Source organism: Streptomyces sp. NPDC046915 (assembly GCF_040644935.1).
Taxonomy (GTDB): domain Bacteria; phylum Actinomycetota; class Actinomycetes; order Streptomycetales; family Streptomycetaceae; genus Streptomyces.
The window spans coordinates 40473-56074 of the sequence record NZ_JBEYXB010000023.1 but is presented as its reverse complement, the minus strand read 5'-3'; the positions used below and the strand labels follow the sequence as shown (position 1 = coordinate 56074).

Below are 15602 nucleotides of genomic sequence, written 5' to 3'. Positions count from 1 at the left end.
ACCATGACCCTGGACAAGCCGTACATCAACGGCCACTTCACCCCCGTCACCGACGAGATCACCGGCCGCGAGCTGACGGTGCGCGGCACGCTGCCGCCCGAGTTGAACGGCCGCTACTTCCGCAACGGCCACAACCCCAAGCCGGGCATCACCCCCACCCACTGGTTCCGCGGCGAGGGCATGATCCACGGCGTCCGCCTCAGGGGCGGCCGGGCCGAGTGGTACCGCAACCGCTGGGTGCGCACCCCCTTCCTGGACGGCGTGCCGTTCACCGGAACCGAGCTCGAGGTCAGCGCCGCCGCCACCAACATCATCTTCCACGGGGGCCGCTACCTGGCGCTTCAGGAGGCCAACCTGCCCTGGGAGGTCAGCGCCGACCTCGACACGATCGGCGTCCACGACTTCGGCGGCAAGCTCACCAGCGCGATGACCGCCCACCCCAAAGAGGACCCGGAGACCGGCGAGCTGCACTTCTTCAGCTACAGCCCCTTCCCGCCGTACCTGACCTACTACGTGGCCGACGCCTCCGGCGACATCGTCAAGTCGGAGGTCGTCGACGGCTCCGGCCCCTCGCTCATGCACGACTTCGCCATCACCCGCGAGCACGTCGTCTTCATCAACTCGCCGGTGGTCTTCGACCACGCCGAGCACTCCGGCATCCCCTACCGCTGGCACGACGACGTCCCGCTGCGCATCGGCGTGATGCCGCGCGCCGGGGGCGAGACCACCTGGTTCGAGGTGGCCGACCAGGGGGCGCTGTTGCACGTCACCAACGCCTACACCGACGGGCAGGGCCGGATCGTCCTCGAAGCACCTAGCTTCGACCGTTCCGCCTGGGAGAACTCGTGGAAGTGGTGGGTCGGCGCTCCCGGATACGGCACCAGCCCCGACGCCGGCTCCACCTTCTACCGGTGGATCATGGACCCGGCCACGGGCAAGGCCACCGCTGAGTCCCTCAACGACCTGGCTATCGAGTTCCCGTCGATCAACGACGCCCGCACCGGTTCTGCCTACCGCTACAGCTACGCCATCGCCTTCCCCGGCGCGGGCCTGTCGGGCTATCACACCGTCAAGTTCGACACACGGACCGGCCAGGAGAAGCTGCTCCCGCACGGCGAGGGCCGCATGCCCGGCGAGGCCGTCTTCGCCCTCGCCGAAGGGGGGACCGCGGAGGACGACGGCTACCTGCTCACCATCGTCAGTGACCTCAAGGCCGACGCCTCGGAGCTGCTCGTCCTGGACGCCGGCGACCTGAGCACCGTGGCAGCCGTCGAACTCCCCCGCAGGGTGCCCGCCGGCATCCACGGCCACTGGATCCCCGATACCGAACTGCCTGCCTGACCCACCCCAGCCGCCCGGGCCACCGCTGACTCCCCCGCAGCAGCCGTGTCAGCAGCGGTCGCGGCACCCCAACAGCCTGTGGCGAAGGGCAAAGACCGCACACCGCACGTCCTGCAAACCCATCACCACGAAGGAGAACTGCCATGTCCGCTTCCGCCAACGCCCTGCTCGCCGAGCCGTGGAAGGCCCTGTGGAACAACGACCTGTCCCAGACCGACGAGATCATCGCCCCTGACTTCGTCGCGCACGCCGCCCCCATCACCGGCTCCGGCGACGACACCGTGCACGGCCGCGAGGGCCTGAACGGCTGGGTGGCCGGCATCCACACCATCCTGCGCGACCTCAGCTTCGAGATCGCGGTCGGTCCGATCGCCACTGACGACTACCTGGTGGTCCGCTGGTCGGCCGAAGGCACCTACGCCGGAGGCTTCCCGGGCGCGTCCGACGACGCCGTGGGCAACCGCGTCCGCTTCACCGGCACCGACACCCTGCTGGTCAAGGACGGCATGCTCGCCGAGTACTGGGCCAACGCCGACAGCCTGCTGTTCGTGCAGCAACTCGGCGTCCGCGAACTGTCCTGAACAGGCCGGGGCCGGCCCACGTCGTGCCGTTCGAGGTCGTCACGCGAAGACGGACAGCAGCAGGGCCATGCCCAGACCGAGAACGCTGACCAGGGTCTGCACCACGGTCTGGGTCTTGGTGGCCTGGGACAGGTCCATACCGAATGACTCCTTGACCAGCCAGAAACCGGCGTGGTTGACGTAGTTCAGGCCGAGGGAGCCCGCCCCGATGGCCACCACGAGCAGCGACGCTTGAAGGCCGCCTCCATCGACCAGAGGGGCGATGATGCCCGTGGCGGAGACGATACCGACGGTGGCGGAGCCGGTGGTCAGCGACAACAGGAGCGCGATCAGCCAGCCCAGCACGATGACGTTGAGATGCGCCCCCTTCGCGGCGGAGGCGATCGCCTCCCCGATGCCGGAGTCCTGGAGTACCTGCTTGAAGGCGCCGCCTCCGCCGATGATCAGCAGGATCCCGGCGATGGACTTCAGACTGTCCGTCAGCGACGTGCGGACCTCCTCACCGGGGCGGCCGCTTCCGAAGGCGGTCACGCCGAATGCGAAGAGCAGTCCGGCGAGCATCGCCACGACGGGTTCACCGGCGAAGGTCAGCGCGGAGCGCACTGGGCTGCTCTCGCCGAGCACTGTCTCGGCGAGGGTGCGCAGCAGCATGAGGGCGACAGGTACGAGGACCGTGGTGACGGCAAGGCCGGTGGCTATCCCGGACCGGGACCCGGTCTCCGCGCTCTCCGTGCTCAGCTGGGCACCAGGGCCGTCGGGTCCCGTCCGCTTCCCGGTGTGCGCGGCGGCGGTGAACTGGGTGACGAGCGTCTCGTCGGGTCGGACTTCGGGCAGGCGGGGCGCGATCCACCGACCGTAGACGGGGCCGGCCAGAATCACGGTGGGGACGGCGCAGACGAAGCCGACGACCATGGTGAGGCCGAGGTCGGCATGGAGACCGGTCATGGCGGTGAGCGGTCCGGGGTGGGGCGGCAGCATCCCGTGCAGCGTTGACAGCGCCGCGATGGCCGGGACCCCGAGCAGGATGTACGGGGAACCCTTGGTGCCGTCCTCGGCGTCCATCCGGCGCGCCACGCTGAAGATCAGGGGAAGCAACACAATCAGGCCGACCTCGAAGAACATCGGGATGCCGATCACGAACGCCGCGGCCGTGACCAGCCACGGCAGCCTGCCGGGACCGGAGCGGTCGACGAGGGCGCGGGCCAGGGCGTCGGTGGCGCCCGAGTCGGACAGCAGGCGCCCGAGCATGGCGCCCAGGGCCAGGGTGACACCCACGTCACCGAGCGTCCCGCCGGCCCCGTCCTCAAGCGACTCGACCAGTTTGGCGACGGGCTCGCCGGCCGCGAGGCCGGTACCCAGGGCGACGACGATGAGCGCGATGAACGGGTGAACACGTAGGCGGGAGTTGATGAGGTAGATCAGGGCCGCGATCGCGATGGTGAGGATGAGCAGCAGCCACCAGGCGTGCGAGGTCATGCGGTTGCCTTTCGCGGGACAGGGATGGGGACGGGGGTGACGGGCATGGAGATGGAGAAGGACAGGGAGGCGGGCAGGAGGAGGCGGGCCACGGCCAACGGGGCCTATGGCTGACGGAGTCGGGGGGATGGGCGGTCGGAGGTCCGGTCAGTTCAGACCGAGGCCCGTGACCAGGCGGGCGACCGACGCGTCCTGTTCGGACAGGAACGCCCCGAAGGAGTCACCGACGGCGAACGCGTCCGTCCAGCCGTGCCGGCGGAGTTCCGCCTTCCACTGCCGGGAGGCATGCAGTGCGCTCAACTCGGTGATCCAGCGCCTCCGGTCGGCGGCGCTGATACCGGGTGGGGCGACGATGCCGCGCCAGTTGCCGAAGACGAGGTCGATGCCGGACGCCTTGAGCGTGGGCACCGCGGGCAGTGTGTCGACCGGTTTCTCGCTGGTCACCGCGAGGACTCGGAGCTGGCGGGCGTCGATCTGGTCGAGGAACTCGCCGAATCCGGTGGTGGCGAAGTCGACCTCGCCGTCCAGGAGGGCGGGCAGCAGGTCTCCGCCGCCGCCTTCGTAGGCCACGTAGTGGACCCGCTGCGGCCGGATACCGACGGCCTTGGCCAACTCCATGGGCAGCAGGTGGTCCGGCCCGCCGAGCGAGGAGCCGCCGCCGATCCTCAGCCGCGCCGGGTTCCGTTTCCAGGCGGCGATGAGGGCGGTGATCGACCGGTAGGGCGAGTCCCGGCGCACGACCACTGCCCCCGCCTCCTCGGCCAGCCGGGCGAGTGGAGTGGTCTGGGCGACGGACGCCTTCGCGTGCGCCATGTGCGAGGCGCCGACCACTCCCAGGCCCATCTGCAGGGCGAGCCGGCCGTTGCCCCGCTCGTTCACGATGCGCTGCACGCCGACCGTACCGCCGGCCCCCGGTAGGTTGAAGACCTGTATGTCGGGGTCCACTCCGGTCTCCTGCAACACCCGGGCCGCCGTCCGGGCCGTGGTGTCGTATCCGCCGCCGGGCGTGTTCGGAACCATGATCCGCAGTCCGGTGTCAGCCTGCCGTGCGGTGTCGGGCAGCAGCCCGCAGCCTGCGACGAGGAAGAGGGCCAAGGCCAGGAGGGCGCCTCGAAGAGCGCGGGGGCGACCCGGCATGACACCTCTCTTTCGCCGCGAGCGGGACGGACGTCATGATTGTGCGGCCCTTTGGTGTGGGCCGCCCAGGTTGTGTCAGCAGGAGAGATTGAGTTCGTTATGGTCACCGGCTTCCGTCGCCACACCCTCGCCGGTCAGATGCTGGTGCTGCAGCTCGCCATCGTGGTCGTCGTCCTGCTGGCGGTCGCGGCTGTCTCCCTGGCTCAGTCGGAGGCCACCTTCGACCGGGTGGAGGGTCGCCGCGTCGGTGCGCTGGCCGAGCAGCTGGCCGCCAATCCGCTGGTGCGCAGCCAACTCCCCCGGCCGGCCCCGGAAGAGACCCTTGCCCCGCTGACGCACTCCACCCTGGTGCAGTCCGGTGTCACCTCCGTCACGATCGCGGACGGCTCCGGACACATCGTGAGTTCGACCAATCCCACGGTCGTCGGCGACCGGCTGCGGCTGGGACCGGGTGTGGCCCGTGGGCGCGGCTGGTCGGGCTCGCTCACCTGGGACGGCAGTCACGAACTGGTGGCCCAGGTCCCGGTGCTGGGCGCCTCGAACGGGAACCTCGGCCAGGTCCTGGGCACCGTCATGATCGGTGAGGCGTCCCCGACCGTGTGGCAGCGGCTCAGCGGCGCGTCCTCGTACCTGCTCGCCTATCTCGGCATCGCCAGCGGGCTGGGCCTCGCCGGGTCCTGGCTGCTGGCCCGCCGCGTCAAACGGCAGACGCTCGGACTGGAGCCCCGCGAGATCACCGGGCTCGCGGAACACCGCGAGGCCATGCTGTACGGCATCGCCGAGGGCGTGGTCGCCCTCGATCCGCAGCAACGTCTCACCCTGGTGAACGAGGTGGGCAGACAGTTGCTCGACCTGCCCGCGAACTGCGTGGGCCGGTCGCTGGACGACCTCGGCATCGACGGCCGGCTGCGCGACGTACTCACCGGAGCCCGGTCCAGGACGGAACAGGAACACGACGAAGTCGTCATACGACACGGCCGGGTGCTGGTGATGAACAGGATGACCGTCACGAAGAACCACCGCCTGCTCGGCTCGGTCACCACTCTGCGGGACCGGACCGAACTGGCCCGGCTGGAACGCGAGATCGGCTCCTTCCGCAGCACATCCGAGCTGCTGCGCGCCCAGGCCCACGAGTTCGCCAACCAGCTCCACACCATTTCCGGACTGATCCAGATCGGGGAGCAACAGGAGGTGGTCCGCTACGTCCGCGCGCTCACCCGGCGCCGCCAGTCCCTCGACATGACCATCGGCTCCCGTGTCCACGACCCGCCCATCGCCGCCCTCCTCATGGCGAAGGACTCCCTCGCCGCCGAGCGCAGGATCGCGCTGAGGATCTCGGACGACACCTCCCTCGGGCGGCTCGCTCCCGAGGACGCCGCCGATATCGCGACCGTGGTCGGCAACCTGGTCGACAACGCCCTCGACGCCGTCGCCGTGGGTGATCCCAGCGCCCGGGAGCCCTGGGTCGAGGTGGCGCTCCGGCAGGACGCGTCCAGCGTGGAGATCGTGGTGTGCGACTGTGGCCCCGGCGTCGCCCCCGAACTGGCCCAGGAGGTCTTCCAGCACGGCTTCACCACCAAAGCCGCCGCCGAGGGCGAGCGAGGCATCGGCCTCGCCCTGACCCAGCTCGTCTGCGAGCGCCGCGGCGGGGAGATCACGGTCACCAACACCGCCGACGGTGCCCGGTTCACCGCCCGTATGTCCGTAAGTCATCCCGCCGAAGCGGTGACGGAAGGAGCGACATCATGACGGACCACATGTCCGGCACGTCCGGCACGATCGACGTCCTCGTCGTCGACGACGACTTCATGGTGGCCCGGGTCCACCGCACCTTCGTCGAACGCGTCTCACCCTTCAGGGTCGTCGGTACGGCGGGCACCGGCGAACAGGCCATCACCGCGGTCGACGAACTCCGCCCGGATCTCGTCCTCCTCGACCTCTATCTGCCCGACATCTTCGGCCTGGACGTCATCCCGAGGCTGCGCACCGCGGGACACGACTGCGACGTCATGGTCGTCAGCGCCGCCCGCGAGGCCGACACCGTGCGCGGCGCGGTCCGCCACGGCGTGGTCGACTACCTGCTCAAACCCTTCGACTACGAGGACCTGCGCCCCCGCCTGGACCGGTACGCCGCCCGGCGGGGCCGGTTGCTGACCACGGTGGTGCGCGACCAGGCCGACATCGACCGCGTACTGTCCGCCGGGCCCGCCCTGATCACCCTCTCCACGCTCCCGAAGGGCCTGAGCGTCGAGACCGCTGACCTCGTCGAGCGCGCGCTGCGCGACACGGACGGCACCCTGTCGGCCGCCGAGTGCGCGTCGGCAACCGGCATCTCCCGTGTCAGCGCCCGCCGTTACCTGGAGCACTTCCACACCACCGGAAGCGCGGACGTCTCCCTGCGCTACGGCGCCGCCGGCCGGCCCGAGCGCCGTTACCTCTGGCGGGGGTGAACGCCCCCTGTCCCGGCGGACCCGTGCCGGTCCCGCCCGGTGCCAGGGCGCCCTGCACAGCCCGGTCGAGGACCTTGTGCATGCCGCACACAGAGACCACGTCGAGGCCTTCCATGGTGCCGCCACCCTCGAAGGAGAGTCGGGAAAGCCGGTGGTAAGGACCAGGAGGACACCAGATGCGACCTGGGCACCGCCTTCGGCATCGACGCGGGCCGTATCGGCTGGGCCCTGTCGGCGGTGGCGCTCGGGATGATTCCCGGCAGCCTGGTATGGGGGCCGCTGTCCGACCCGTCAAGCCTGGGAACGGACGGGGTGCCCGGATCGTGCGCACTACACAGCAGCGGTCAGGAGCCGACCGCAGGCACCCCTCCCACCTGCCGTACGTCCTCGTGCAGGTGCACGATGAGCCAGCCGCCGGAGGCCCGGTGCAGTACCGCCGTGTTGCGCACGAGCTCCGGCGTCGCGGGGGTCCCGTCCGGATACGGTGCGAAGTCGACGCGCAGCCAGTAGCGCGCCGGCGCGAGGTCTCCGAAGACGTCGATGGCAGGGTCATAGGCGTCGAGATCCGACTCGGCCGGCCCGTCGGTGGTCACCGGCCGCTCCCCGCGCAGCAGGTCCAGCTCCGCCTTGCCGTGCAGCAGGGCGTCGGCCGCCGAGTCCCAGATCGTCGCCTCCGGGTCCAGCCGCGCGTCGATCGCGACCCGGTCCCCGGCTGGCGAGCGGTGCGGCGGGAGGCTGGAGAGGGTACCTGTACATCCGCCGCGGTCCCCATGTGCTCCGCCTGGCTCTGGTCACTCGTCGACGCGAGCATCACTCTACTGATGTTTTCCGCAACGACACGTTATTGTCTAATCCCAATGGGCTTCGGACTTTCGTGTCGGAGCGTCCGGATACGCTGATGACGTCGGCGTGATGCGACGGCGTGAGAGGTCGAACGGCTGGCAGCGAGGGAAGTGAAGGGTCGATGGTGGAGGGTACCCGTCCGGTCGTGAGCCGACGTCGGGAGGTCGGTGACGTCAGTGCCAGGTCGTTGCTGATGACGATGCTCGGTGAGTACGTCCTGCCGCAGGGCACACCGGTGTGGACCTCGGCGCTGGTGGACGCACTGGCCCTGTTCGGCGTGGAGGAGAAGTCGGCCCGCCAGGCGCTCGCCCGGACCGCGGCGGAGGGATGGCTCGTCTCGGAGCGAGTGGGCCGCCGGGTGCGCTGGGCACTCACCCCGCCGGGCCGACGGCTGCTGACCGAAGGCGCGCAGCGCATCTATGACTTCGGCAACGGCGAGCGCACCTGGAACGGCACCTGGCTGGTTGTCCTCGCCTCCGTTCCGGAGACCAGGCGCGACCTGCGCCACAAGGTACGCACCCAGCTCACCTGGGCCGGTTTCGGCTCCCCGGAACCCGGAGTGTGGATCACTCCCCACGCCGACCGCGAGGCGGAGACGCTCGGGGTCCTGAGGGAACTCGGGCTCGCCGACGACGCGATGTCCTTCATCGCCTCGTACGGCGCGGTGGGCAGCGAGGCGGCCATGGTGGCGCGCGCCTGGGAACTCAGCGAGGTGGAGGAGCGCTACGAGGCGTTCATCGACGAGTTCACCGGGCTCCGCCCTGCCGACGACGACGCCGTCCTCCACGCCCAGACCATGCTGGTGCACGAGTGGCGCCGCTTCCCCTTCCTCGACCCGCGTCTGCCGGTGAAGCTGCTACCGCCGAACTGGAGCGGCTCGAAGGCGGCCGGCCTCTTCCACGACAGGCACGCGGAATGGAGTCCGGTGGCGCTGCGGCGCTGGGCGGAACTGCTGGGCGGGCACGCCGCGGGGTGATGCCGCGTATGCCGCTCCCCGGCAGCGACCTTCTCGGAAATGCAGGCCGAGGAAGACGCCGGGGCGGCGACGCGACGGGCGTGTCGATACTCAGCCTGCTGGTGTCACTCGCCAGCAGCTTCGTGCACGGGATCGCCGCTCTCGTCGCAGACGTCACGCCAGGGACGGTCGCCGGAGAGGGTGTCCGTCCATTCGAGCCAGGCGGGCTTGAGCGTGGACGGTCTCGGAATCTCCCTCTCGGGTGCTCAGCCGCGAGGGTCGTGCGCGGCCACGAGTTCGGTGTCCGTGCCGACCGGACCAACCTGCCGGCGCCTCCGGGTGCGCCGATCGGCTCGTCGCGGCCCGGCAGTGCTTCGGTGAAGAACCGCTTGTTGTCGGCAACGAAGTCCTTCAGTTCAGGCGGCACCCGGCGGTCCTGCGAGATCGCCTGCACCGGGCAGACGGGCTCGCAGTTCCCGCAGTCGATGCATTCCAGCGGATTGATGTAGAGCTTGCGGTCGCCTTCGTAGATGCAGTCGACCGGGCACTCTTCCATGCAGGAGCGGTCCATGATGTCGATGCACGGCTCGGCGATGACGTAGGGCATGGGCGTTCGGTCCTCTTCGGCGCGGGGGTCGGTGTTACGCGGCGCCGGCCGGAGCGGTCGCGGGTACGTCGGTGGAGTGGCCGGGAAACAACGGCTGCTCGGGGTCGATGTGATGCGCGGCGTTGTTGACGGCGGTCGCGGCCTCGCCGAAGCCGACCGCGATCTGGCGAACCTTGCCGGGGTAGTCGGTGATGTCGCCGGCCGCGTAGATGCCGGGGACGGACGTCTGCATGGCCGGATCGACCAGGATGTGGCGGCGATGGGCGATGTCGATCCCCCAGCCGAGCAGAGGCCCGAGGTGCGCGGTGAAACCGAGGGCTGCGACGATCCCGCCGCAGGGCATGCGGTGCGTCCGACCGTCCCGGCGGGCGATCTCGACCGCCTTGATGCCGCTGCCGTCGCCGCTGACCCGCGTCAGTTCGGCCTCGGTGACGATCTCCACGCCCACTGTCCGAACCGCGGCCACGGTGGCGGGGTGCGCCCGGAAGGTGTCGCGGCGGTGCACCAGGGTCACGGAGGCGGCGATCGGGTGGAGGGTGAGCGCCCAGTCGAAGGCGCTGTCTCCGCCTCCGACGATCACCACGTCCCGGCCCGTGTAGCCCTCCGGCCGGCGTACGAAGTACGCCAGTCCTGCTCCCTCGTATGCGGCGGCGGCCGGCAGCGGGCGCGGGGTGAAGGTGCCGATGCCGCCGGTGACGAGCACGGCGCGGGCTCGCACCCGCACGCCCTGGTGGGTGGGCACGGAGAAGATGTCCTCCGCCGTGCGCTCCAGCGTCTCGGCCCGGTGGCCGAGCAAGTAGTACGGGTTGTAGGGGGCGGCCTGTTCCAGGAGCCGGTCGACGAGTTCCCGTCCTCGCACCGCGGGGAACCCGGCGATGTCGAAGATCTGCTTCTCGGGGTACATGGCGTTGATCTGGCCGCCCGGCTCGGGCAGCGAGTCCAGCACCGTCACGGACAGGCCGCGGAAGCCGGCGTAGTAGGCGGCGAAGAGACCGGTCGGGCCGGCACCCACGATGAGCAGATCCGTGCTGTGATCGGCCGGTTGGGGGGACATGCATGTCCTCCTTGCGAGAAGAGGTGGACGGGGAGGCCGTCAGCCTGAAGGCGTCTCCGCCCAGGAACCGTCGCGGACCATGGCGCGCAGCACGTTGCGGCGGATCTTGCCGGTGGGCGTACGCGGCAGCTCGGGCAGACCGATCACGCCGCGCGGGCGCTTGAAAGCGGCCAGGCCCTCCCGGCACCACGCGACCAGGGCATCCGGGTCCACCTCGCGGCCGGGTTTGGGGACCACGCACGCGACGGGCTTGTGCAGACCGTCCGCATCCGGAGCACCGACCACGGCGACCTCGGCCACGTCCGGATGGGCCAGCAGCCGCTCCTCCACCTCCGCGGGGGCGACCCAGATGCCGCCCGCCTTGAGCAGGTCGTTGGTGCGGCCCAGGCAGGTGTAGGTGCCGTCAGGGTTGCGGACGTAGGTGTCACCAGTGCGCACCCAGTCGCCGAGGAAGACCCGGCGGGTCGTCTCGGCCCGGCACCAGTAGCCGGTGGCCGCGGACTCACCACGGACATGGAGCTCGCCGGGTGTGCCCTCGCCCTCCACCGGACGGCCTTCGATGTCGCGCAGCTCCACGGCGTACCCCGGAACGGGCTCGCCGGAGGAGCCCGGGTGGACCCGGCCCGACCGGTTGGAGATGAAGATGTGCAGCATCTCGGTCGACCCGATGCCGTCGAGCACCTCGACACCGAAGCGTTGCAGCATCCCGTCGTACATCCGCGCGGGCAGGGGCTCGCCGGCTGAGACGCCCACCCGCACCGCCGCGAACGCGTCGTCCGGTATGTCCGCGCTCGCGAGCAGTGGCCCGAAGAAGCTGGGCGTACCGAACAGGACCGTGGCCCGGTCGCCGCCCGCCCGCTTCGCGAACAGCGCCGGGGACGGTCTGGAAGGCTCCAGCAGGGCCGTGCCGCCGGATGCCAGCGGGAAGAACAGCGAGTTGCCGATGCCGTACGCGAAGAAGAGCTTGGCCACGGACAGACAGCGGTCCTCGGGTCCGATGCCCAGCACCTGCTGCCCGTAGTGCTCGGCGACGACCCTGATGTCGAGGTGCCGGTGCATGGCCGCCTTGGGGGTGCCCGTGGTGCCGGAGGTGTACAGCCACAGGGCGGGCGAGTCCGGCCAGGCCGGGTACGGCCCGTCGTCCGTGCCGGCGTCCGCCAGCTGCTGCCAGGTGTGGCCCCGGACATGACCCGGCAGTCCGCTGACGTCGTCGCCGGTCAGTACGGCGTGCTCGACCTCCGGCGCGTCCTGGAGCGCCGCGCGGACGACAGGGCCGAACTCGTCGGAGGCCAGCACCACCCGGCTGCGTGAGTCGGCCACCAGCTTGGCCAGTTCACCGCCGGTGAGCATGGTCGAGGCGGGGACGGCGACGGCGCCGATACGGAAGGCGGCGAGGAGGGCGGTGAACAGTTCGATGTCGTCCGTCATGCACAGCAGGACGCGTTCCTCAGGCCGTACCCCCAGGTTCCGCAGTCCCGTCGCCACCCGGCGGACCTCGCCGGACAACTCCTCGTAGGTCAGGGTCCGGGTGGGGGTGACGACAGCCGCGCGTCCGCCGTTGCCCTCTCTCAGATGCCGGTCGACCAGCCAGTCGGCCGCGTTGAACAGCTCGGGCATCCGGGTCACCTCACACCAGGAGGACGTACTGGTAGTCGAACGGTTTGCCGTTGATGCCGTTGACGGGCGGCGCGACCCAGTTGGCGATCTTGCCCCGCTCGTAGACCGGTTGCATCAGCGACCGTACGAACGCCAGATCCTCGGGCGTGGGCAGCCAGTGGCTGCGGGAGGCCTCCCAGGTCTGCTCGTCGACTATCGTGCCGTCGGGAGTGACGTGGTGACCCGCGGCGAAGCCGACGTTCCGGTTGAAGCCGGGGTGCGGCAGCCGGAAGCGGAAGTCGATCCCGTGATCATCGAGGATCCGGTTCCAGCGGGTGACACCGCTCCGGCAGTCGGAGATGTACTCGTCGCGCAGGTCCAGGTTGAGGGCGAGCAACGAGGAGACCTCCTCCTGCGCCCAGGAGCCGTCCTCGCGCGGCTTGTCCAGGAGGACGCTGTCGTCGGTGAGTCGGTGGTCGTCCTTGCGGCGCTCCTCCCGCCAGCGGCCCTTGAGCCCAGCGGTGTAGTAGTTCGCCGCGTTGGTGGAGGTCTCGCTGCCGAACAGATCCAACGACACGGTGTAGTGGAAGTTGATGTACTTCTGGATGATGTCGAGCGGGATGCCGCCGCAGGCGGCGATGTCCAACCTGTCGTGCTGTCGGATCAGCTCAGCGCTACGGGTCACCACACGGTCGACTCCCGTGGTCCCCACCATCATGTGGTGCGCCTCCTCCTTCAGCATGAACGAGCAGGTCCGCGACAGCGGGTCGAAGGCGGACTCCTTCAGCGAGCCGAGCTGGTACTTGCCGTCCCGGTCCGTGAAGTACGTGAACATGTAGAAGGCCAGCCAGTCCGCGGTCTCCTCGTTGAACGCGCCCAGGATCCGCGGCGAGTCCGGATTGCCGGAGTTTCGGTCGAGCAGCGCCTCGGCCTCCTCACGGCCCTCCCGGCCGAAGTGGGCGTGCAGCAGGTACACCATCGCCCACAGGTGCCGCCCCTCCTCCACGTTGACCTGGAAGAGGTTGCGCAGGTCGTACAGGCTCGGCGCGCTCAGCCCCAGCAGCCGCTGCTGCTCGACCGACGCAGGCTCGGTGTCTCCTTGGATGACGATCAGGCGTTGCAGGTCGGCGCGGTACTCGCCCGGGATCTGCTGCCAGACGGGTTCTCCCTGGTGCTCACCGAACGCGATCCGGCGGTCGGGGGTCGGCTCGGCGAGGAAGATGCCCCAGCGGTAGTCGGGCACGTTGACATGGTCGAAGTGCGCCCAGCCGTCCCGGCCGACCGATACCGCCGTGCGCAGATAGACGCCGTGGTTCTCCAGCGCCGGCCCCATCTCGCTCCACCAGCCGAGGAACTTGGGCTGCCAGCCCTCCAGCGCGCGCTGCAGCCGGCGGTCGTCGGCGAGGCCGACGTTGTTGGGGATCTTGGAGTCGTAGTCGATCTTCGTGGGCATCGGGTCACACTCGCTTCCGGTCGTAGACCGCCTTCTGGCCGGTGCCGTAGCGGCGCAGCGCGCCTTCGGGGCCGGCGGCGTTGGGGCGTACGAATATCCAGTTCTGCCAGGCGCTGAGCCGACCGAAGATCTTGGTCTCCATGGTCTCCGGGCCGACGAAGCGGTGGTTGGCCTCCATCCCGGTGAGCGCGTCGGGACTCAACGCCGCCCGGTTCTCCAGCACCAGCCGGACCTCGTTCTCCCAGTCGATGTCGTCGGGCGCGTCAGTGACGAGGCCGAGCGCACGAGCCCGGGCGGGTTGCAGAGGCTGCCCGGTCTCGCCGCGCAGCCAGTCGAGGTGGTCGTCCTCCTGGTAGAACCGGGACTGGAGACGGGTCAGGCCGTTGCCCATCGGGAAGTGCCCGAAGTTCGCTTCGGACAGGAAGAGTTGGGCCCGCTCCTCGGAGTCGGGGTCCTCGATCGGCGGGCCGTCCAGCATGTACTGCAGGTCGCAGGCGAGGGCCAACTCCAGCAGCAGCCCGGCGAAACAGCTCCCCGGCTCGATCAGCGCGACGAGGCTGCGGCTGGTGACGTCGAGGCGCTTCAGGGTGCGCTTGTAGTAGTGCAGGATCTCGTTGCCGAGCCAGTCGCCCTCGGCGGCGGCGCGCAACACCGCCTGTTCATGCGCCAGTACACGCGCGGGATCGCCGTCCGTGCGCAGCAGCCATGTCCCCAGCTCGACCTCGTTGGTCCGCAACCGCAGGATCAGGTCGTCGAGTTCGCGGGTGAGGGCGAGCAACCAGCCGCCGGCTCCCTGGCGCTGGATCGCGGCGGCGTCGGCGGGTGCGTCATGGTCGGGTCCCCGCACGGTGATGCGGACCAGGCCGAGGGGACGGTCGTAATCGGCGCGTACGTGGCGGTAGGCGATGCCGTCCTCGGTGACCTCGCGCTCCAGCGGGGTCAGTTCGATGCCCTGGGTGTCGGCGGGCCGTGAGCTGTCCCGCGCCGCCTCCAGGGCGCGCCGCTCGACGACCGTACGGAAGTCCCGGCGCGGGACGACCTCGTCGACCAGCCGCCAGTCCACGGCCGTCTTGCCCTTGACGCCGTCGCTGCGGGTGGCGAACAGATCGGCCAGATCCCTGCGCACCCGGCGCTTGTCGACCACCCGCGTCAGGCCACCCGTGCCGGGCAGCACGCCCAGCAGCGGTACCTCGGGCAGCGCCACCGCCGAGGAGTTGTCGTCGATCAGCAGAATCCGGTCACAGGCCAGCGCGATCTCGTAACCACCGCCCGCGCAGGAGCCGTTGACCGCGGCGATGAAGGTGAGCCCCGAGTGCTCGGAGGCATCCTCCATGCCGTTGCGAGTCTCATTGGTGAACTTGCAGAAGTTCACCTTCCAGTGGTGCGTAGAGGCGGCGAGCATCCGGATGTTGGCCCCGGAGCAGAACACCTTTTCCTTGGCGCTGGTGACGATCACGGACCGCACCTCGGGGTGCTCGAACCGCAACCGCTGTAGCGCGTCGTACAGCTCGATGTCCACGCCCAGGTCGTAGGAGTTGAGCTTCAGCTCGTATCCGGGGACCAGGCCTCCCTGCTCGTCGACGTCCATCTCCAGCCACGCGACCGGTCCGTCCGTGCGGAGCCTCCAGTGCCGGTACGCGTGCGGGCTGCGGTCGAAGGTCACCACCACCGAGGCCGTGGAGTCCGGTGCTCCGCTCGTGGCTTCGGCCACGTCGGGCTTGCCTGCCACCACCATGACGAGCGCCTCCTCGCGCTAGCACGGGTTCCCATGGGAGGATCTTCTACATTTTCAAAGCTACCCGTCAAGGTTATGTAGAACAATGGGTCGAGGATGGATCCTGAGCATGGCAAGCGAACACGGCCACCATCCGCACGCCGCCACGCAGCGGAAGTTCCCGCACGCCCTGCCCCAGGATCAGCTTGCCGGCCGACCCCCTGCGCCAACTCTCCCTCGCCCAACTGCGGACTCGCACGAGCGAGAAGTGGCGCGCCCACGCCGGCGATGTCCTGCCCTCTGTTCGTGGCGGAGCGAGTTCGCCCACAAGCGGTGGGACTGGGACGGGATCACTGTGGACCGTACGGCCATGCTGCCCGACGTGATGAGGGGGC

12 protein-coding genes and 2 pseudogenes are annotated in these 15602 nt (G+C 69.8%); 6 read left to right on the top strand and 8 right to left on the bottom strand.

Features of this window, described 5'->3' with window-relative positions:
• Positions 1-3 precede the first annotated feature (3 nt).
• Both ABZ915_RS40025 and ABZ915_RS40020 read left to right on the top strand, forming a co-directional pair.
• Positions 4-1341: a carotenoid oxygenase family protein gene (locus ABZ915_RS40025; RefSeq protein ID WP_361813716.1), complete on the top strand. Its 1338-nt coding sequence runs from the start codon at positions 4-6 to the stop codon at positions 1339-1341.
• 143 nt (positions 1342-1484) lie between these two features.
• Positions 1485-1922 (top strand): ester cyclase, encoded by a 438-nt coding sequence (locus ABZ915_RS40020; RefSeq protein WP_361813714.1) that lies wholly within the window; start codon positions 1485-1487, stop codon positions 1920-1922.
• Positions 1923-1961: 39 nt separating this feature from the next.
• On the opposite strand, the gene ABZ915_RS40015 is transcribed toward ABZ915_RS40020, so the two are convergent.
• Both ABZ915_RS40015 and ABZ915_RS40010 read right to left on the bottom strand, forming a co-directional pair.
• A complete protein-coding gene (locus ABZ915_RS40015) occupies positions 1962-3398 on the bottom strand; it encodes a gluconate:H+ symporter (RefSeq protein WP_361813712.1) in 1437 nt (478 codons plus the stop codon).
• A gap of 147 nt (positions 3399-3545) precedes the next feature.
• Positions 3546-4535, bottom strand: a complete 990-nt coding sequence (locus ABZ915_RS40010) for a tripartite tricarboxylate transporter substrate binding protein (protein ID WP_361813710.1) — start codon at positions 4533-4535, stop codon at positions 3546-3548.
• Between the two features lie 99 nt (positions 4536-4634).
• Here ABZ915_RS40010 and ABZ915_RS40005 point away from each other — a divergent pair, with 99 nt between their 5' ends.
• Together ABZ915_RS40005 and ABZ915_RS40000 are read left to right on the top strand one after the other, a co-directional pair.
• Entirely contained in the window at positions 4635-6284 is a 1650-nt protein-coding gene (locus ABZ915_RS40005; RefSeq protein WP_361813708.1) for an ATP-binding protein, read from the top strand.
• Between the two features lie 8 nt (positions 6285-6292).
• Entirely contained in the window at positions 6293-6985 is a 693-nt protein-coding gene (locus tag ABZ915_RS40000; RefSeq protein ID WP_361813873.1) for a response regulator, read from the top strand.
• 344 nt (positions 6986-7329) lie between these two features.
• Here the strand turns inward: ABZ915_RS40000 and ABZ915_RS39995 are convergent, their stop codons facing one another.
• Complete coding sequence (locus ABZ915_RS39995; protein ID WP_361813706.1) at positions 7330-7578, bottom strand: hypothetical protein; 249 nt, start codon at positions 7576-7578, stop codon at positions 7330-7332.
• A 395-nt stretch (positions 7579-7973) separates the two neighbouring features.
• Between ABZ915_RS39995 and ABZ915_RS39990 the strand changes: the two genes are divergently transcribed.
• Positions 7974-8804 carry a PaaX family transcriptional regulator C-terminal domain-containing protein gene (locus ABZ915_RS39990; RefSeq protein WP_361813704.1) on the top strand — a complete coding sequence of 277 codons (831 nt, stop codon included), beginning with the start codon at positions 7974-7976 and terminating at the stop codon, positions 8802-8804.
• Positions 8805-9165: 361 nt separating this feature from the next.
• On the opposite strand, the pseudogene ABZ915_RS39985 reads toward ABZ915_RS39990, so the two are convergent.
• From ABZ915_RS39985 to boxC, 5 genes and pseudogenes are all read right to left on the bottom strand, one after another.
• Positions 9166-9390: pseudogene (locus tag ABZ915_RS39985) on the bottom strand (4Fe-4S binding protein); the annotation flags it as partial.
• A 34-nt stretch (positions 9391-9424) separates the two neighbouring features.
• Entirely contained in the window at positions 9425-10444 is a 1020-nt protein-coding gene (locus tag ABZ915_RS39980; protein WP_361813702.1) for an NAD(P)/FAD-dependent oxidoreductase, read from the bottom strand.
• A 39-nt stretch (positions 10445-10483) separates the two neighbouring features.
• A complete protein-coding gene (locus ABZ915_RS39975; RefSeq protein ID WP_361813700.1) occupies positions 10484-12061 on the bottom strand; it encodes a benzoate-CoA ligase family protein in 1578 nt (525 codons plus the stop codon).
• A 10-nt stretch (positions 12062-12071) separates the two neighbouring features.
• A complete protein-coding gene (boxB, locus tag ABZ915_RS39970; RefSeq protein ID WP_361813698.1) occupies positions 12072-13493 on the bottom strand; it encodes a benzoyl-CoA 2,3-epoxidase subunit BoxB in 1422 nt (473 codons plus the stop codon).
• 4 nt (positions 13494-13497) lie between these two features.
• Complete coding sequence (gene boxC, locus ABZ915_RS39965) at positions 13498-15228, bottom strand: 2,3-epoxybenzoyl-CoA dihydrolase (RefSeq protein ID WP_361813696.1); 1731 nt, start codon at positions 15226-15228, stop codon at positions 13498-13500.
• A 185-nt stretch (positions 15229-15413) separates the two neighbouring features.
• Between boxC and ABZ915_RS39960 the strand changes: the two are divergent.
• Positions 15414-15601, top strand: a pseudogene (locus ABZ915_RS39960) (pyridoxal phosphate-dependent aminotransferase); the annotation flags it as partial.
• Position 15602 lies beyond the last annotated feature (1 nt).